The organism is Serratia sp. TMDUHS_CL (assembly GCF_037137105.1).
In the GTDB taxonomy this organism is placed as follows: domain Bacteria; phylum Pseudomonadota; class Gammaproteobacteria; order Enterobacterales; family Enterobacteriaceae; genus Serratia; species Serratia nevei.
In genome coordinates this window covers 18613-35718 of record NZ_JBBBDV010000018.1, presented here as the reverse complement: position 1 = coordinate 35718, position 17106 = coordinate 18613, and the positions used below count along the sequence as shown (strand labels likewise).

At 60.1% G+C, this 17106-nt stretch carries 20 protein-coding genes; 17 read left to right on the top strand and 3 right to left on the bottom strand.

All coding sequences use genetic code 11. The features are described from left to right. Positions 1–62: 62 nt before the first annotated feature. Positions 63–923 (top strand): UilS family quorum-quenching N-acyl-homoserine lactonase, encoded by an 861-nt coding sequence (uilS, locus tag WCL58_RS23705; protein WP_197861895.1) that lies wholly within the window; start codon positions 63–65, stop codon positions 921–923. Here the strand turns inward: uilS and WCL58_RS23700 are convergent. Beyond that, positions 907–1812 carry a LysR family transcriptional regulator gene (locus WCL58_RS23700; protein ID WP_336851676.1) on the bottom strand — a complete coding sequence of 302 codons (906 nt, stop codon included), beginning with the start codon at positions 1810–1812 and terminating at the stop codon, positions 907–909. The genes uilS and WCL58_RS23700 overlap by 17 nt on opposite strands. 106 nt (positions 1813–1918) lie before the next feature. Here WCL58_RS23700 and WCL58_RS23695 point away from each other — a divergent pair, with 106 nt between their 5' ends. From WCL58_RS23695 to WCL58_RS23680, 4 genes are all read left to right on the top strand, one after another. Further along, complete coding sequence (locus WCL58_RS23695) at positions 1919–2665, top strand: sulfite exporter TauE/SafE family protein (RefSeq protein WP_084827846.1); 747 nt, start codon at positions 1919–1921, stop codon at positions 2663–2665. A 288-nt stretch (positions 2666–2953) separates the two neighbouring features. Next, complete coding sequence (locus tag WCL58_RS23690; RefSeq protein WP_049199419.1) at positions 2954–3220, top strand: hypothetical protein; 267 nt, start codon at positions 2954–2956, stop codon at positions 3218–3220. 395 nt (positions 3221–3615) lie between these two features. Next, entirely contained in the window at positions 3616–4674 is a 1059-nt protein-coding gene (locus tag WCL58_RS23685) for a P1 family peptidase (protein WP_049199395.1), read from the top strand. Between the two features lie 16 nt (positions 4675–4690). Beyond that, a complete protein-coding gene (locus WCL58_RS23680) occupies positions 4691–5515 on the top strand; it encodes a M55 family metallopeptidase (protein WP_060419052.1) in 825 nt (274 codons plus the stop codon). Positions 5516–5527: 12 nt separating this feature from the next. Here WCL58_RS23680 and WCL58_RS23675 read toward each other — a convergent pair whose 3' ends face one another. Then, positions 5528–6019 (bottom strand): DUF1003 domain-containing protein, encoded by a 492-nt coding sequence (locus tag WCL58_RS23675; protein WP_171555241.1) that lies wholly within the window; start codon positions 6017–6019, stop codon positions 5528–5530. 269 nt (positions 6020–6288) lie between these two features. On the opposite strand from WCL58_RS23675, the gene WCL58_RS23670 reads away from it, so the two are divergent. From WCL58_RS23670 to WCL58_RS23640, 7 genes are all read left to right on the top strand, one after another. Beyond that, positions 6289–8511, top strand: a complete 2223-nt coding sequence (locus WCL58_RS23670; RefSeq protein WP_336851675.1) for a xanthine dehydrogenase family protein molybdopterin-binding subunit — start codon at positions 6289–6291, stop codon at positions 8509–8511. After that, positions 8511–8969: a (2Fe-2S)-binding protein gene (locus tag WCL58_RS23665; RefSeq protein WP_060419049.1), complete on the top strand. Its 459-nt coding sequence runs from the start codon at positions 8511–8513 to the stop codon at positions 8967–8969. Before WCL58_RS23670 ends, WCL58_RS23665 begins: the two co-directional genes overlap by 1 nt. A gap of 11 nt (positions 8970–8980) precedes the next feature. Continuing rightward, complete coding sequence (locus WCL58_RS23660; RefSeq protein ID WP_060419047.1) at positions 8981–10285, top strand: cytochrome c; 1305 nt, start codon at positions 8981–8983, stop codon at positions 10283–10285. 123 nt (positions 10286–10408) lie between these two features. Further along, positions 10409–10555, top strand: a complete 147-nt coding sequence (locus tag WCL58_RS23655) for a hypothetical protein (protein ID WP_157800470.1) — start codon at positions 10409–10411, stop codon at positions 10553–10555. Between the two features lie 113 nt (positions 10556–10668). Next, the gene (locus tag WCL58_RS23650; RefSeq protein ID WP_336851674.1) at positions 10669–10869 is read left to right on the top strand and encodes a hypothetical protein; all 201 of its coding nucleotides are present in this window, start codon (positions 10669–10671) and stop codon (positions 10867–10869) included. Between the two features lie 316 nt (positions 10870–11185). Then, the gene (locus WCL58_RS23645) at positions 11186–11467 is read left to right on the top strand and encodes a hypothetical protein (RefSeq protein ID WP_060419045.1); all 282 of its coding nucleotides are present in this window, start codon (positions 11186–11188) and stop codon (positions 11465–11467) included. A 66-nt stretch (positions 11468–11533) separates the two neighbouring features. Then, on the top strand, positions 11534–11803 hold the full coding sequence (locus WCL58_RS23640) for a hypothetical protein (RefSeq protein ID WP_141959139.1): 270 nt from the start codon (positions 11534–11536) through the stop codon (positions 11801–11803). Here WCL58_RS23640 and WCL58_RS23635 read toward each other — a convergent pair. Further along, positions 11789–12679, bottom strand: coding sequence for a LysR family transcriptional regulator (locus tag WCL58_RS23635; protein ID WP_336851673.1), 891 nt, complete (start codon positions 12677–12679; stop codon positions 11789–11791). The genes WCL58_RS23640 and WCL58_RS23635 overlap by 15 nt on opposite strands. Positions 12680–12789: 110 nt before the next feature. On the opposite strand from WCL58_RS23635, the gene WCL58_RS23630 reads away from it, so the two are divergent. The 5 genes from WCL58_RS23630 (at position 12790) to WCL58_RS23610 (ending at position 17104) form a co-directional block, all read left to right on the top strand. Next, positions 12790–13533, top strand: coding sequence for an SDR family oxidoreductase (locus tag WCL58_RS23630; protein ID WP_060419041.1), 744 nt, complete (start codon positions 12790–12792; stop codon positions 13531–13533). A 165-nt stretch (positions 13534–13698) separates the two neighbouring features. Beyond that, positions 13699–14544, top strand: a complete 846-nt coding sequence (locus WCL58_RS23625) for an MBL fold metallo-hydrolase (protein WP_259677961.1) — start codon at positions 13699–13701, stop codon at positions 14542–14544. A 185-nt stretch (positions 14545–14729) separates the two neighbouring features. After that, the gene (locus tag WCL58_RS23620; protein WP_336851672.1) at positions 14730–15527 is read left to right on the top strand and encodes an AraC family transcriptional regulator; all 798 of its coding nucleotides are present in this window, start codon (positions 14730–14732) and stop codon (positions 15525–15527) included. Positions 15528–15594: 67 nt separating this feature from the next. Beyond that, positions 15595–16227, top strand: coding sequence for a LysE family translocator (locus tag WCL58_RS23615; RefSeq protein ID WP_084827841.1), 633 nt, complete (start codon positions 15595–15597; stop codon positions 16225–16227). 127 nt (positions 16228–16354) lie between these two features. Next, positions 16355–17104: an SDR family NAD(P)-dependent oxidoreductase gene (locus tag WCL58_RS23610; protein WP_033634470.1), complete on the top strand. Its 750-nt coding sequence runs from the start codon at positions 16355–16357 to the stop codon at positions 17102–17104. Positions 17105–17106 lie beyond the last annotated feature (2 nt).

Genomic DNA, 17106 nt, shown 5'->3' with positions numbered 1-17106 from the left:
GCTCATTCGGGGATTAATGTTAGCCTGATTTTTACCTTACCTATAAAAAACAGGAAGTTAACATGACATTAACCACGCATAAAATGGAAAGCGGCCTGGCCGTAACAGTTCGTTTACCTGATAACCCGGCCAAGGTTCCGGCGATTATTCTGTGTCACGGCTTCTGCGGCATTCAGGAGCTGTTGCTGCCGGCCTTTGCCGAGGCCTTCGTCAACGCCGGTTTTGCGGCGGTGACGTTTGACTATCGCGGCTTCGGCGCCAGCGAGGGCGAACGCGGGCGGCTGGTACCGGCGCTGCAGATTGAGGATATCCTGGCGGTGAGCCGGTGGGTGCAAACGCAGCCGCAGATCGACAGCGAGCGCATCGGCCTGTGGGGCACGTCGTTTGGCGGCTGCCACGTGTTCGGCGCTGCCGCGGCCGAGCCGGCCATCAAGTGCGTCGTTAGCCAGCTGGCCTTCGCCGACGGGGAAACCATCGTGACGGGGAAAATGGCCGCCGACGAAAAACAGGCGTTCATCGCCACGCTGGACAAAATGGCGGAGAAGAAACAGGCCACCGGCAAAGAGATGTTTGTTGCCGTCACCCGGGTGTTGAGCGATGACGAGTCGAAGGCGTTCTTCGAGGAGAACAAGGCGCGTTACCCGGCGATGGACATCAAGATCCCGTTCCTGACCGTGCGCGAAACGCTGCGCTATCAGCCGCGTGACAATGCGGCGCGAGTCACATGCCCGGTACTGGTGGTGGTGGCGGGCGGCGATACCGTGAATCCGCCGGAGCAGGGCATCGCGCTGTATGAGGCGGTAGGTAGCGCGAAGAAGGCGCTGCATGTCGAGCAGAATGCGAAGCACTATGACATGTACGCCGGCCCGCATTTTGCCGGCATCATCGGCCGTCAGATTGCCTGGTTCAACGACCACCTGTAATACCGCCTTCCCCCTGGCACAGGAACGCCACCAGCCGCTGCGCCGGCAGCGGCAGCTGCGCCCATTCGCGCACCACCAGCGACAGGCGCCGGGTCGCCCAATCGTCCGTCAGCGACAGGGCGCCGTGTCGGATCTGTGGATGGCGTTGGGCGCTCTCTTCCGGCACCACCGCCAGCCCGGCGCCGCGCCACACCATGCGGCAGATGGCGTCGAAATTAGCGGCGCGCGCCCGTAGCCGCATCGGGCCGCCGCTGCGTATCGCCAGCTGTTCCAAATGCTGTTGCAGCGCGCTCTCTTCCGGCAGGCCGATAAACTCAAAAGACAGGGTGTCTGCGAAGCTGACCGTGCGGCGGCCGCTGAGCGCATGCCCCGGCGGCAGCGCCAGCACCAGACGATCCTGCCGAAAAGGATAGCTTGCCAGCCCGCGCAGATCGGCGTGATCCGCCACGATGCCGATATCCGCCGCCTGTTCGGCAATCGCCTGCGCGATGACCGGACTGGGCAGCTCCTCCAGCGCGATGTCGGTGTGCGGGTGCAGCACCAGAAAATCCGCCAGCAGCTCCGGCAGAAAAGCGTCGGCGGCGACGGTATTGGCGACGATGCGCAGCTGGCTGCGCTGGCCCGGCGCGAACTCGGCCATGTCGCCCCGCAGCCGGTCGCGCTGTTGCAGCAGCACGCGCGCGTGCTGCAACAGGCGTTCACCGGCCGACGTCGCCTGGACGCCGCGCGGATTGCGCGTCAGCAGCGCCACGCCGGCCTGTTGCTCCAGCCCGCGCATGCGTGCGCTGGCGGCGGCCAGCGACAGCCCGACGCGCTCGGCGCCGGCGGTGATGCTGCCGGTCTCGAGCACCGCCGCCAACAGCCGCAGATCGATAAAGTCAAAATGCATGCGTTCTTCCTCTGTCTTTGCCGCAGGCAGGCTCTGCCATTGCCGCATTGTGCCGCGCCGCGCCGCCGGCCACAATCGGGCCGTTGATTGCCATAAGGATAGACGCATGTCGCTGACGTTACTCGAGATTATCGCCCTGACGGGCATTTTTACGCTGGCCGGCACGGTCAAGGGGGCGATCGGCCTGGGGTTGCCGACGGTGTCGATGGGGCTGCTCAGCCTGATGATGCCGCCGGGGCAGGCCGCCGCGCTGCTGCTGTTGCCTTCACTGGTCACCAATCTGTGGCAGTTGCTGTGCGGGCCGCGGCTGGGAGCGCTGTGCCGCCGGCTCTGGCCGATGATGCTGTGCGTCACGCTGGGCACGTTGCTGAGCGCCGGCGCGCTCACCGCCACCGACGGCCGCCTGGCGCCGGTGGCGCTGGGCGTTTGCCTGATCGGCTATGCGCTGTTGGGATTCACCCGTTTCGATTGGCGCGTTTCCGCCACGGCGGAGCCTTGGCTGGGGCCGCTGTGCGGCCTGGTGACCGGTGCGCTGACCGGCGCCACCGGCGTATTCGTCATACCGGCGGTGCCCTATCTGAACGCCTTGGGCCTGGCGCGTGACGATCTGGTGCAGGCGCTGGGGCTGTCGTTCACCGTCTCGACGCTGGCGCTGGCCGCCGGATTAGCCTGGCATCAGGCGCTGCCCGGCGCGCTGCTCGGCGGTTCGCTGCTGGCGCTGCTGCCGGCGCTGGGCGGCATGTGGCTGGGCGGGATCGTGCGTCGTCACAGCAGCCCGCTGATTTTTCGCCGCCTTTTCTTTATCGGGTTATTAATCTTGGGAATTGAGATTGTTTGGCGTTCAATTAATTAAATCGATAGCATTTATGTGTAATTAGGTCAGGTATATTATTCTGTATTTTATTCTAATATGATTATTTCCAGCATTGAGAATACACTTTCAGTCATTCTTGTCAAAAAACAGCCCTTGTGGCAGCGGTTACGGAGCCAGTGGTTTCTGGGGGAATGGCAGCTCTACAGGAAATGGGTATGACGGCAATGGCACTGGACCGAGAGAGGCCAGAGAATCCGGAACCAAACGCTAATTAACCGCTGCAATCCTAGCACAGAAGTAAAATTCTGTGCTTTTATGGGGGATATGATGAGTAAATATGTTGTTTTTATAAAGAGTGATGAGTCAAGGGTGCTGAGAAAGGAAGTGGTTACACGAGAAATAATTAAAGATATGAAGCAAAAGGGGTTCAGAAAGCATCATGTTGAAGTAGACGCTGAGAACGAGAATGATGCCATTAACAAACTAAATAAGAACAGCAATGACTATTTGGACTCATTGAGAAACTTTTCCGGTGATTTATTACTCTGTTCTATTTTTGTCATTGCTATGGTCATGGTTTATTTATTCAGATGAGCCATAATCCAGTTTTGAATCATTCAATTTTTTATACTATACGATTGCCCGCTAACCCCCCAATAAGGCTCAGGCGTGCGGCCCACTCCAACTGGTCTCCTGTATGCCGGAGAGGAGGCCTTCGCCGATTTTGCTCTCCCGTTCTTCATACCCGCCGTGGGCGATGACCCTGCCTTTGCCGTGCGTGAGGTCGCAGCGCTTGCACGCTTCCAACACCCGTTGTTTCACTCGATAGCGGCGTCGCCCTGGCCGTAGAGGCGGCAAAAAAGTGGTGCAGGCAATGAACGGTGATGGGGCCAGGCTATTTTTTCTGCCCGCTCCGGTTTTCAATTTACGGCGCGGCGCATTGCGCGATATTCTGGTTTTCTGATGGGCTAACGGCAGATGAGGGAACCATGACAGACAGCCAGGTGTTTGAACAACAAAGCCTCGACAATCTGCTGAGCTATTGGCGGCGCCATCGCCGCCTGCCGGGCGCGCGCTATCCGGCCGGGCCGACCGACAGCCTGTGCGACGTGCCGGGCGTCAGCGTTGGGCATCACACCCTGACCGACGGCGAATGCCAGACCGGCGTCACCGCCATCGTGCCGCCGGGCGATCTGTTCAACCAGCCGCTGCCGTGCGGCAGCGCGGTGCTCAACGGCTTCGCCAAGCCGCTGGGATTGGTGCAATTGAATGAGCTGGGGGAGTTGCAGACGCCTATTCTGCTGAGCAACACCTTCGCCGTCGGCACGCTGTTCAACGCCATGGTGCGGCGCAGCTGCCTGCGCTACCCGCAGATCGGCCGCGGCAGTGCCACTATCAACCCGCTGGTACTGGAGTGCAACGACGGCTACCTCAACGATATTCAGGCGATGGCGGTGCGTGAGGAGCACGTCTTCAGCGCGCTGGATAACCATTCCACCCGCTTTGCGCGCGGCAGCGTCGGCGCCGGGCGCGGCATGAGCAGCTTCGGCCTGAAGGGCGGTATCGGCACAGCCTCGCGCTATTGCCCGGGGTTAGGCACCATGCTCGGCGTGCTGGTGCTGGCCAACTTCGGCACCCTCGACTCGTTGACGCTGAGCGGCGTGCGCGTTGGCCCGGCGCTGGGCAAGCTGTTGGCGGATCCGCCGCCGCAGGTGGACGCCGGCTCGGTCATTATCATCATCGCCTGCGATCGGGCGCTGGACAGTCGCCAGCTGAACCGCATCGCCCGCAGAGCGGGCGCGGGCCTGGGGCGGGTGGGTAGCCATTGGGGGCATGGCTCCGGCGATATCGCGCTGGCGTTTTCCACCCGGTTGCTGGGAGCCACGCTACCGGACGAAAGGCTGGAGCCGCTGTTTGCAGCGGCGGCGGACGCCACCGAATACGCGGTGCTGGATGCGTTGCTGAGCGCCGAAGGCGTCAGCGGCTTCCAGCAGCATGCGCGCGCAGCGCTGGGCCCGCTGCTCGACCGGCTGGCGGCGGCAAATTAAATAACGGGAGTGTGATGTGAAGGTCTTTATCTCTGCGGATATCGAAGGTATTGCCGGCGTGATGCGGCCGGAGCAGTGCAACCCGGCCCACGCCGACTATGCGGCGGCGCGTGAACTGATGGAGCAGGAGGTCAACGCCGCCATCGACGGCGCTTTCGCCGGCGGGGCTACCGAGGTGACGGTGGCCGACAGCCACGCCATGATGCAGAACCTGCGCGCCGATCGCATCGATGGGCGTGCGCGGCTGGTGCAGGGCAAACCGCGCGGGCTGTCGATGGTGGAAGGGCTGCAACACCAACGCTACGACGGCCTGATGTTTATCGGCTACCACAGCGCTGCCGGTGAACATGGCGTGCTGGCGCACACCATCAACGGCCGGGCCTTTTACCGCGTCAGCCTGAACGGCGAAGCGGTGGGCGAAAGCGATCTGTATGCAGCGGCGGCGGCCGAATTGAACGTGCCGCTGTGGCTGGTGAGCGGTGACGACGAGCTGCAACGCTGGATTGCTGAACGTTATCCTCAGTCCGGCTATGTGTGCGTGAAGCGCGCCATCTCGCAAACCGCCGCCGAATCGCTCAGCCCGCAGCGGGCGCGCGCCGAGATCCGTGAACGGGCGATGCAACAGGTGCGCCAGGGCGGGAAGCTGCCGGTGGAACGCCGCTTCATGCCGCCTTATCGGCTGACGTTGATGGCGGCCAAACCGGTGCTGGCGGATCTGTTCAGCCTGGTGCCCGGCGTGCAGCGCCAGGACGCGCTGACCGTGGCCTTCGACAGCGACAACATGGCGGCGCAAATCAACCTGCTCAGCGTCTTCTCCTATCTGGCGACGACGCAGAACTGAGGGATAACGCCGTTACAGGCGCTCGCGGTTGGCGAGCTGAAGGGTGAGGTTTTCAATGCGCTCGGCCATCTGCTTCGTCAGGGCGGTTAATTCCGTATTTTGCTTCAGCAGCTCGAGCAGCTGTTCGGACTGCCGTTCGGCTAGGGTTTGCCGCTGTGCCATCGCCTCATCCAGATCTTCCCGGTGCCGGGCATCGGCCAAGGCATGCGCCTGGTCGCGCTCGGCCTGGCGGGTTTGCGCCAGCAGGATCAATGGCGCGGCGTAGGCGGCCTGCAGACTGAACGCCAGATTCAGCAGAATGAAGGGGTAAGGGTCAAATTTGGTGAAGCCGGCGAGGTTGAGATAGATCCACACGCCGACCACCACCGTTTGTCCCACCAAAAAAGTCGGCGTGCCGAAGAAGCGGGCGAACGCTTCGGCTTTCAGGGCAAACCATTGATCGCCAAAGGTATGGCTTAACCCTTGCAGCGGCCGATACAGACGAAATTTCTTGTGTTCCGACATAGCGGTAAGGCTCATAGAGATTGGAAGTGTTTCATTTATAGCACAAATGCATTTAAAGACGCGCCCAGCGGCCGCCTGGCGCCGATGGCCCGCAGCGCACGATTCCTCAACGAAAAATCCCTTATCAATATTAAGCCTGCTGGATAATAGGCTACGCTAATTATTGCTCTGTTGCGCTATATCACCTGACGGGTGCGACAAGCCATTCCATAACAAGATTTGTTTCGCCGAAGGCAGTGACGCCTTCGGCTTTTTTGGAGTCATGAGCAATGAGCATATCCCAAGTTCCGCTTTCGCGGCGGCGGTTTATCGTCGGCGCCGGGGCGTTGGTGATCGGCGCCTATCTGCCGTCCACCGGCGCGCTGGCGCGTTCGGCTGCCCCGGCCGCCTCCGGCGCGGCGGCGTTTGACGCCAACGCCTTCGTTCAGATCGGCGCCGACGGCGTCGTCACCGTGATCAGTAAACACACCGAAGTGGGCCAGGGGGTCTATACCGGCATGGCGACGCTGGTCGCCGAAGAGCTCGATGCCGATTGGGCGCAGGTACGGGTCGTCGCCGCGCCGGTGGACACCAATATCTACAAAAACCTGACCTTCGGATTCCAGGGCACCGGCGGTTCCAGCTCGGTGGCCAATGCCTATGAGCAGATGCGGCGCATGGGCGCCATGGCGCGTGCGCTGCTGGTGCAGGCCGCCGCACAGAGTTGGAAAACCTCGGTGCAGGAAATTACCGTGCAGGCGGGCAAGATCCGCCATGCCGCCAGCGGGCGCGAGGCGGGCTTCGGCGAATTCGCCGCGCTGGCCGCCACGCTGCTGCCGCCCGATCCCGCCAGCCTGACGCTGAAGGATCCGGCCAATTTCACCCTGATCGGCAAAACGCGCGGCCTGCACCGCGTCGATTCGCTGGCGAAAACCAACGGCAGCGCGCAGTTCTCGCAGGATATCCATGAGCCGGACATGTTGACCGTCACCATCAAGAAGCCGCCGCGCTTCGGCGGCAAGGTGGCGACCTTCGACGCCGAACGGGCGCTGGCGGTGCCGGGGGTGGTGGCGGTGAAGCAAATCGCCACCGGCGTGGCGGTTTACGCCAAAAACACCTGGGCGGCGATCCAGGGGCGGGAGCGGCTGAAGGTGACGTGGGACGACGCGCAGGCCGAACGGCGCAACACCGAGGAGATCTACGCCGAATTCCGCCAGGTGGCGCAGAAAACCGGCGTGGTGGCGAAGAGTCTCGGTAAGCCGGACGAGGTGTTCGACAAGGCCGACAAGGTGATCGAGGCCGAATACACCTTCCCGTACGTCGCGCACGCGCCGATGGAGCCGCTGGACGGCTATCTGTTCTGGGACGGTGAGAGCGTCAAGGCTCGCTACGGCTGCCAAATCCAAACGCTCGATCACAAGCAGCTGTGCGATCTGTTCGAGTTGCCGCCGGACAAGGTGCAGATTGAAACCATTCTGGCGGGCGGCAGCTTCGGCCGGCGCATCGATTTAGGCAACCCGACGCTGGGGCCGGATCTGGCGGCCGACATGGCGGCGGCGGCCAAGGGCATCGGCCCCGGCCACGGCGTGAAGGTGGTATGGACGCGCGAGGACGACATCCGCAACGGCTGGTATCGCCCGATGATCCTGCACCGCCTGCGCGGGGCCATCCGCGGCGGCAAGGTGGTGGGCTGGACCGATACCGTGGTCGGCCACTCCTGGACGCGCCACAGCGCGATGGATGCGCTGGTGGTCAACGGCCTCGATCAGATGATGGTCGAGGGCGCCAGCGAGGTCTCATACACCTTCGAAGCCTTCCGCTGCGATGCGCACATTGTGCCGGGCAAGGTGCCGACCACCTCGCTGCGGTCGGTGGCCAGCACCCACACCGGCCACGCGGTGGAGAGCTTTATCGATCAGCTGTTGCAGGAAACCGGGCAGGATCCGGTCGAAGGGCGGTTGGCGCTGATGGGCGATGCGCCGCGTGCGGCGGGCGTGCTGCGCGCGGTAGCGAAAGCCGCTGACTGGCAGGGCGCGAAAGTGGTGGACGGACGCGCGCGCGGCGTGGGCGTCGCCAAGGCGTTCGATACCTATGTGGCGCAGGTGGCCGAGGTCTCGATCGGCGAAGGCGGCATCCCGAAAGTGCACAAGGTGTGGTGCGCGGTGGACTGCGGCGTGGCGGTGAACCCCGACGTGATCCGCGCGCAGATCGAGGGCGGCATCGGCTACGGCCTGAGCATGGCGCTGTACGGCAACATCACGCTGAAAGACGGCGTGGTCGAACAGTCCAATTTCAATAACTTCCGTCCGCTGCGCATCGATGAGATGCCGGAGATCGAGGTGATCATCGTGCCCTCGAGTGAGAAACCGACCGGCGTGGGCGAGCTGGGGGTGCCGACCATCGCCCCGGCGGTCGGCAACGCGCTGGCGCTGCTCGGGCGGCCGCGCACCTCGCTGAGCCTGCCGCTGCATAATCCTACCGCGAACCCGGCGTCTGACAAGGAGAGAACCTGATGATTCAATTAACCGTAAACGAGCAGCCGCTGACCTTCGAGGGCGATCCGCACATGCCGCTGTTGTGGTTTTTGCGTGACGAAGCCGGCCTGACCGGCACCAAGTTCGGCTGCGGCATCGCCATGTGCGGCGCCTGTACCGTGCATCTGGACGGTGTGCCGGTACGATCGTGCATGACGCCGGTCTCCGCCGCCGTCGGCAAAAAAATCACCACCATCGAAGCCGTGGGCGCCACGCCGGAAGGCAAGGCGGTGCAGGAAGCCTGGCTTGATCTGGATGTGGTGCAGTGCGGCTACTGCCAGTCCGGCCAGATCATGAGCGCCACCGCGCTGCTGGCGCAAAGCAAGGATCCGAGCGATGCGGACATCGACGCGGCGATGGGCGGCAACGTCTGCCGCTGCGCCACCTATGTGCGCATTCGCGCCGCCATCCACCAGGCCGCCAAGGCGTTGGGTTAGGGAGAGATGCGATGAGCAATGCCTTGAAAGGGCTGTTATGGCTGATTATCGCCGTGGTGGTGTTGGCGGGAGGATACGCGCTGTACACGCTGCTGCGGCCCACCGGCGCGGAGCCTGCGGCGCCGATCGCCGGGGCGCCGGCCGGCATCACCGATAAACTGGCGCGCGGCGAGTACCTGGCGCGCGCCGCCGACTGCGTGGCGTGCCACACCGCGCCGGGCGGCACGCCGTATGCGGGCGGCTTCGCCTTCAAACTGCCGTTCGGCACCATTTACGGCACCAACATCACCGCCGACAAGGAGACCGGCATCGGCAACTGGAGCGACGATCAGTTCGTGCGCGCGGTGCGTGAGGGCATCGGCCCGCAGGGCAACCTGTATCCGGCGATGCCGTACACCTCGTACACCGAACTGAGCCGCGACGACGTGCTGGCGATCAAGGATTATCTGTTCAGCCTGCCGCCGGTGAAGCAGGCCAACCCGCAAAACGATTTGTCGTTCCCGTTCAACCAGCGTTGGGGCATGAAATTCTGGAACCTGGCGTTCTTCCATGAGCAGCGCTTTGCGCCGGATCTCAACAAGGACGAGCAGTGGAACCGCGGCGCCTATCTGGCGACGGCGCTCGGCCACTGCGGCGAGTGCCATACGCCGCGCAATCTGGGGTTCGGCCTCAACCAGAGCAAGCACCTGAGCGGTGAAGTGGTGCAGGGCTGGTTCGCCGCCAACATCACGCCGGATAAGCAGACCGGCATCGGCGGCTGGAGCGACCAGCAGCTGTCGCAATATCTGGCCACCGGCCATGCCCCGGGGCGCAGCAGCGCCGCCGGCCCGATGGCGGAAGCGGTGGAAAACAGCCTGCAGTTCCTGACGCCGGAAGACAATCTGGCGCTGGTGAAATACCTGCGCGATATCGAACCGATCGCCGGCGACGGCGCGGCGGCGGTGAACCTGCAGCCGAAGGGCGCGGGGGCCTCCACGCCGATCCTGCCGGGCGGGCAAGACAGTTCGCTCGGGCGCCGGGTATTTGCCAACGACTGCAGCGGCTGCCACCAGTGGAACGGGCCGGGCCGCCAGAGCGAGTACGCGTCGCTGGTGGGCAGCACGGCGGTGAACGATCCGCAGGGGCGCAGCGTGGTGCAGGCCATTCTGAAGGGGACGAGCATCAGCATCGGCGATCGGCATGAAATGATGCCGGCGTTCGGCAGCGCCTATTCCGACGAGGAAGTGGCGGCGGTCGCCAACTTCGTGGTCGGCCACTTCGGCGATAAGCAGGGCAACGTCACCGCCAAACAGGTGGCGGAGCAGCGCAAGCAGTAGCGCATCGCGGCCGCCACGGCGGCGTGCAGATTAAAGGCGGCGATATCGCGGATATTGCCGCTTTTTTTATTGCCGGCATGCCGGCGGCAGTGTGACGCTCAATCAAAAATCAGAGGGGGGACCGTGATAAAAATCGTAACGTTGTTAACCAATCAAAACTACCTGGCCTGTCTTGTAGCAGCATTACTCTTCATCGTTACGGCCGATACCAACCATCTGCGTGATAGCATTAACTATGGGCTGCAGGCCGTCTTTGATGCTGAAGGATAACAGTAAACAAACCCACCGATGAGGTGGGTTTTTTGCTTTCTAGGGGGTGCTTTACCCAGCAAGTGAGATTCGTTATCATTTGCCTGGTTGATTGTTACTATAAGGATGTAGAGATGCAAAAGTCACTATTGGTTGCCATGGGGGTGATAGTTCTATCAGGATGTGCAGGCCAGAACGATGATTATCAATTGAATAGCAAACAATCGTCTGCTCAGAAAGACAGCAAAGAGTGGAAGGAGTTTGTTGCTCCTCTGTCTACCAAAACGCAATCACCACAAGACAGACTGATGAAGCGTGCTGAGAGAAACTACTAACAGAGAAAAGCCCATTTGAGTGGGATTTTTGCTTTCTGGCATTAGTGTTTTTTTAATGGTATATCACTCCCAAAATTCGCTATGAACTCAGGGTTAAAAGCTATCGCGAGCACGACTGCCGCCAGGACCAGTATCAACATTTTCTTTTGCATAGTGACCTCATAGCTATTTAGCCAGAAGCCATGTTGTCACGCTGACCACACTTGATTCCAGGGAGAAGCCCGACAAATCGCGGGCGAAAACCGCTTTTCGTTGCCTACTTCATGCTCTCTGCTACCATGTAACGACTTGTTACTTGTCTATGGAAAAGGACGAAATGCTTAAGTTGATTGGTGGGCTGCTGATTTTAGTTGGTGCAATTACTGTTGGTTACGCTATCGGCATGGAAGTTACTGTTGGCTACGTTGATAAGGTTTACAACAGTGGGCTGATGGCAAACCGAGAGATTTACACAATTGCAGGTAGTGCAACGGCTATTATCGGCACCTTAGTTGCTATGACTGGGGTGATTGCTGAGTTTTTGGAAAAAAGAGAAAACGAAAAGTTAGACATCTTGAAAAATATCAAGAATGGCTTAGCTGACCACCTAGAGAAATAATCTCTCTCGAAAAAATTATTTATAACCTCGCTTCGGCGGGGTTTTTTTATGCCCGGAGAACACTAAATGTCAGAACAAGACGGCGGCAGCCTCGTCTATCAGGTCGATATCGACACTGCAAAAATGATCACCGGGAGCCGTAGGGCATCTGTTGTTCTTGAGGAGATGGAAAAACAGTCAGGAAAGGCAGAGGCCAGCTTATCAAAACTCGAGCACCAGGCTGGTTCTACAGGCTTAACTCTTGGCACTCTGCCACGTGTCGCTAAAGCTGAGCAGATGACCACCGGCGGCAGTGCGCAATATTGGGTGGGCAAGGCGGGGTTAGCCCTGGCTTAATTGATTGAAAAGATAGTTAAAGACCACGCGCACGCGCGCCGGGCAGGCGTGCTGATGCGTATGATAGAGGTTGACCGGCCAGGGCGGCGGGGCGTCGCCCGGCAGAACGGCTACCAGCTCACCCGCGGCGAGGTGTTTTTCAACCAAATACCCGGCCAGTTGGCCAAAGCCTAAACCGGCGAGCACCGCTTTACGCTCTATATCGGGCGTGTCGGTGACGAAGGCGGCGGACTTCGGGTAGAGATAACGTTTTTGGCTAAATTCCCAGGGCCAGTAGCGCCCGGTCTTGCGGTTCACCAGCGCGACAATCGGCAGATGGGCGAGTTGGTCTACCTGCTCCGGCGGCGGCAGGCGATCGAGCAGCGTCGGCGAGGCAACCAGATGGAAAGGCATGGTTCTGGGCTGGCGAACGATACAGGTTTGGTCGTGCAGAAAGCCGATGCGAATGCCGATATCAATTCTTTCTTCGACCAGATCGCTGTGGATATTCGACAGGTGGAACTCGATCGTAATCGCAGGATACTGGCGCGCGAATTCCGCCAGTATCGGCATGACGACCTCGCTGCCATAGGTATGCGGCGCCGTAAGGCGCACCACGCCGCCGAGATCTTCCGCCGCTTTCCCCTGCGGCTGAAACAGCCTGTTCAACTGATCCATCGCCGTTTTGGCCTGCTCAAGAAAGCCGAGGCCGAAATCCGTGATTCTCACGCTGCGGGTATTGCGGTGGAACAGCTGCTCACCGAGCACCGACTCGAGCTCTTTGATGGCTCGGGTGACTTTTTGCGGGGAAATGCCGAGCCTGGTCGCCGTGTGTTTAAAGTTCATCTCCTCGGCGGCGGCGCAGAAAATGCGCAAGGCTTCTTGTCTGTTTTGCACGTTGACCTCTTTGTTCCAAAAAATGGAATTCTCAAAGCATAACACTTCCATTTACCGGGCGGAAACGGCGGATAAAGTATTCGCACTGACCCTAACAAGAGGAACGAGAGATGAACCGTATTTCAGGCAAAGTGGTGGTGATTACCGGCGCCAGCAGCGGGCTGGGCGAGGCGACCGCATTACATCTGGCCGCGCAAGGGGCGACGGTGGTGGTGGCGGCGCGCAGGAAAGATCGTCTTGATGCGCTGGTTCGGCAAATCGTTGGCGACGGCGGCACCGCGTTGGCGCTGCAGGTGGATGTGACGAAGCGTCAGGAGGTCGAAGCGATGATCGCCCAGACCGTCAGGCAGTTTGGCAAGATTGATGTCCTGGTCAACAACGCGGGGCTGATGGCGATCGCACCGCTGAGTGCCGTGAAGGTCGATGAATGGGAACGGATGATCGATATCAATGTGAAAGGCGTGCTGTACGGCATCGCGGCAACCTTGCCGCTGTTCGAAAAGCAGCAATTCGGTCATTACATCACCATTTCCTCCATTGCCGGCAAGAAGGTGTTCAGCCCCGGCGGCACGGTCTATAGCGGCACTAAATTCGCGGTCAGCGCGATCGCCGAAGGTTTGCGTCACGAAGTTGGCGGAAAGATCAGAACCACGACGATCGCCCCCGGCCTGATCGACACCGAACTGAAACAGGGCAGTTCGCACGCGGAAAGTTTGCAGGCCGTCGGCGAACTCTACCAGAGCCAGGCAATTTCCGCCGATGCCATCGCGCGCGCCATCGCCTATGCGATCGAGCAGCCTTCGGACGTGGACGTGAGTGAGATTGTCATCAGGCCGACCGTGCAGGAGTTTTAAATCGCCAGGGGGCATTCCCAGGGCTTTTAGCCGTATTTTCTTATCGTTATGAGGTTTTCTATGCGTCGCAATCTGCTTATTGGCGCCTTTTTCGCCGCTTTTTCTGCCGCTGCAATGGCCGCGGCGCCTTTTTCTACAATAGACAATCCCGGGTTTTACCGGATCATGCTGGGCGATGTGGAAGTGACGGCCCTGTCTGACGGCATCAGCCCGATGCCCGCCGATAAAATCTTGATCAACACCCGGCCGCAGCAGCTTGAAAAGGCGATGGCGGCCAACAACCTGTCGCTGCCGTTACCGACCTCGGTGAACGCCTACCTGATCAATACCGGAAGCAAGCTGGTTCTGGTCGATGCCGGCACCGGCGCGCTGCATGGCGAAGCGCTGGGCAAAATGATGAAAAACCTAAACGCTTCCGGCTATCAGGCGGAGCAGGTGGATGAGATTTATTTAACGCACCTGCATCCCGACCATGTGGGCGGGTTGATGGCGGACAAGCGTCTCGCCTTCCCGAACGCCACCGTCTGGGTGGAAAAAGACGAAGTCGCTTTTTGGCTGAGCGAAGAGAAAAAACGGCAGGCGGAAGAGAAAGATAAACGTTTCTTCGATGCCGCCATCGCCTCATTGCAGCCTTACGTCACGGCGGGGAAACTCAAAACGTTTGAAGGCAATCAGGCGCTCACCCCGGGCATTTCGGCTATCGACACGCGTGGGCACACGCCAGGGCACAGCGTGTTCGCCGTCGAAAGCAAAGGGCAAAAGATGGTGATTCTGGGGGATATGATCCACGTCGGCTCGGTGCAGTTTCCCGATCCGAATGTCGCCATCGCCTATGACATCGACGTCCCCGCCGCGGTTGCGCAGCGCAAGCGGCTGTTCGATGACCTCGCGCAGCAAAGGGCGCTGGTCGCAGGGGCGCATTTGTCTTTCCCGGGTCTTGGTTACATCAATAAACAGGGGAAAGGTTACGACTGGCAGCCGTTGAACTATGGCGCGATGAATCCACATTAATCGGCATGAGAGCAAGGCAAGAAGGCAGACGAACAATGTGAAGGGGCCAGGCGGCCCCTTTTTTCCGACGTTCAGAAAGCCGCTTCCGCGCAGAGCGCAGGGCTTTCACGCCGTACGTTGTGTGTTATTTTGGCCGCTGTGGATAACCGGTAATCGGGTAAAAGAGGATGGGCAATTCGGCATTTATGCATCGTTTTGACGCATTGGGCGGGCTTGAACTGCTCGTCGCGGACTTTTCAGACCATCGGTTTGACGTGCATTGGCATGATACCTGGTCGATTGGCGTTGTCCTGCGCGGCGCCAATAACAACAGCGCCAAAGGCGATGCCGACGGTATCGTCAGCCGTGGGCAAGTCAGCCTCATCGCGCCGGGGCAGATGCATGCCGGGACGGTGCTGGGAGAAGAGGGATGCCATTATTTCATGTTTTACCCCAGCCACGAGATGCTGCTGGACGCGGCGGAAAACATGGAGATGCCTCTGCCAGCGGCAGTGAAGGGGAAGCATATCGACCATGCGCCTTTCGCCAACCGGCTGTGTGAGGCCGCGACGGTATTGACCGCGGCGCAATCCAGCCGTTTCGACCGGGAGGTGGCCTGGAGCCACTGTGTGGCGGATCTGCTGGCGGTGTGTTCCCCGCGGCGCGCGCCATTGGCAGACGCCGGCATCGCACCGGGCTTGCGCAGGGCGAAAGAGTATCTGCACGATAACCCGGCGCGGGAAGTGCGTCTGGAGAGTCTGGCGCAGGCCGCCGGTCTGTCCAGGTTTCACCTTTGCCGCCAGTTCTCGGCAACATTCGGCTTGTCGCCGAGCCGCTATCAGCGGCAGCTTAGGCTGCAGCAGGCGAAGGCTTTGCTATCCCGGGGTGGCGACATCGCGGAAATCGCCGTCGCCTGCGGGTTCGCCGATCAGTCGCACCTGGGCAGGGCGTTCAAGTCGAGTTACGGCGTGACGCCGCGCGGCTATCGCGATCGCTGCCTGTGAGCAATATCGTTCTATCTCGCCGACTTACGGAGGCCGACAATGCGCCTATTTACGACGCGAGAAAATCATGGTCATCGAATTATCCACGCTGGGTTTATTTGCCCTTTCGGCCGCCGTCTTAACGCTTATTCCCGGCGCCGATATGCTTTGCGCACTGTCCAATGCCGTCAGCCAGGGAACGAAAGCGGGGCTGATTACCGTATTGGGGGCGGTCACCGGGGTGATATGCCACGTCTGTTTTGCGATTGCCGGCGTCACGGCACTGATCGCCTCTTCGCCGCTGCTGTATCAGCTTTTCGTCATCGGCGGCGCGCTGTACATCATGTGGGTCGGGTTGGGCATTTTTACCCAGGCAAATGCGATTGGCCTGGAAAGCCACGGCGAGCGCAAAAGTCGCAAAAGGCTCTATTCGCAAGGATTGCTGACCAACCTGCTTAACCCCAAGGCCATTATTTTCATGCTGGCGTTTATTCCGCAGTTTATTCGGGTGGACGCGGGCAGGCCGGGAATGCAGATGCTGATATTAGGCATTGAACTCATCGTCATCATGTTTCTGATTGAAGTTCCCCTGGTATTTCTGGCGGGAAAGATCGCGCTGAGTATAAAACGGCGTCCGGTCATCGGGATTTATATCAATAAATGCTTCGGTGGCGTCATTCTGTTATTAGCCTGCACCATTTTGGCCGCGCGTTTACTCTAAAAATGCCACTTCTCTTTTGGGCAAAGTTGTTCGTTCGATAAGGTTTTATGTTCGCCCCGCTATGCTGCTCGGCGAGCATTTACCGTAATCTTCTCCCGAGTTTCACAGACACTGAGGAGAATGACGAATGAAACGCTTTGAAAATAAAGTTGCCCTGGTGACGGGCAGTTCAAAGGGCATTGGCGCCGCCATTGCTAAACGCCTGGCGGCGGAAGGCGCCGTGGTTTTCATTAACTATTCCCGCGGGCGTGAAGATGCTAACCGGTTGGTTAAAGAGATCAATGAGCAGGGCGGCGTCGCTTTTCCGCTGCAGGCCAATGTCGGCATTGAGGCCGAAGTCAACGGGCTGATGCAAAACATTGTCGAGCAGTATGGTCGCCTGGACGTGCTGGTCAATAACGCCGGGGTTTATGCCACCAATAGCCTGGAAGCCTTCAGCGACGCGGAATATGAAAGGCACTTCAATTTAAATGTCAAAGGGCTGATTTATTGCTGCAAGGCGGCGGTCGCCGCCATGCCTGAATCGGGCGGCAGCATCGTCAATATCAGCTCCAGCGTGACCTCGTTTACGCCGGCCAATTCGCTGGTTTATACCGCTTCCAAAGCCGCGGTCGATTCGATCACCAAGACGCTGGCCAACGAGCTTGGCGGGCGCAAAATCCGGGTCAATGCGGTCAATCCTGGCTTGGTCATCACGGAAGGCGTGCATGACAGCGGCTTTTTCGATACCGATTTCAAAACGCACATTGAATCCATCACCCCGCTGGGGCGCATCGGCACACCGGAGGATATCGCCCCGGCCGTGGCCTATCTCGCCTCGGACGAGGCGGGTTGGGTGACCGGCGAGAGCCTGATCGTCGGCGGCGGTTTGCATTAATT

Bases quoted from the DNA above. Each gene is read 5' to 3' on its own strand.
- WCL58_RS23620 (WP_336851672.1), top strand. From the start codon at position 14,730: ATGCATCGTTTTGACGCATTGGGCGGGCTTGAACTGCTCGTCGCGGAC.
- WCL58_RS23645 (WP_060419045.1), top strand. From the start codon at position 11,186: ATGCTTAAGTTGATTGGTGGGCTGCTGATTTTAGTTGGTGCAATTACT.
- WCL58_RS23660 (WP_060419047.1), top strand. From the start codon at position 8,981: ATGAGCAATGCCTTGAAAGGGCTGTTATGGCTGATTATCGCCGTGGTG.
- WCL58_RS23650 (WP_336851674.1), top strand. From the start codon at position 10,669: ATGCAAAAGTCACTATTGGTTGCCATGGGGGTGATAGTTCTATCAGGA.
- WCL58_RS23665 (WP_060419049.1), top strand. From the start codon at position 8,511: ATGATTCAATTAACCGTAAACGAGCAGCCGCTGACCTTCGAGGGCGAT.
- WCL58_RS23630 (WP_060419041.1), top strand. From the start codon at position 12,790: ATGAACCGTATTTCAGGCAAAGTGGTGGTGATTACCGGCGCCAGCAGC.
- WCL58_RS23610 (WP_033634470.1), top strand. From the start codon at position 16,355: ATGAAACGCTTTGAAAATAAAGTTGCCCTGGTGACGGGCAGTTCAAAG.
- WCL58_RS23615 (WP_084827841.1), top strand. From the start codon at position 15,595: ATGGTCATCGAATTATCCACGCTGGGTTTATTTGCCCTTTCGGCCGCC.
- WCL58_RS23690 (WP_049199419.1), top strand. From the start codon at position 2,954: ATGAGTAAATATGTTGTTTTTATAAAGAGTGATGAGTCAAGGGTGCTG.
- WCL58_RS23625 (WP_259677961.1), top strand. From the start codon at position 13,699: ATGCTGGGCGATGTGGAAGTGACGGCCCTGTCTGACGGCATCAGCCCG.
- WCL58_RS23700 (WP_336851676.1), bottom strand. From the start codon at position 1,812: ATGCATTTTGACTTTATCGATCTGCGGCTGTTGGCGGCGGTGCTCGAG.
- WCL58_RS23640 (WP_141959139.1), top strand. From the start codon at position 11,534: ATGTCAGAACAAGACGGCGGCAGCCTCGTCTATCAGGTCGATATCGAC.
- WCL58_RS23685 (WP_049199395.1), top strand. From the start codon at position 3,616: ATGACAGACAGCCAGGTGTTTGAACAACAAAGCCTCGACAATCTGCTG.
- uilS (WP_197861895.1), top strand. From the start codon at position 63: ATGACATTAACCACGCATAAAATGGAAAGCGGCCTGGCCGTAACAGTT.
- WCL58_RS23675 (WP_171555241.1), bottom strand. From the start codon at position 6,019: ATGTCGGAACACAAGAAATTTCGTCTGTATCGGCCGCTGCAAGGGTTA.
- WCL58_RS23695 (WP_084827846.1), top strand. From the start codon at position 1,919: ATGTCGCTGACGTTACTCGAGATTATCGCCCTGACGGGCATTTTTACG.
- WCL58_RS23670 (WP_336851675.1), top strand. From the start codon at position 6,289: ATGAGCATATCCCAAGTTCCGCTTTCGCGGCGGCGGTTTATCGTCGGC.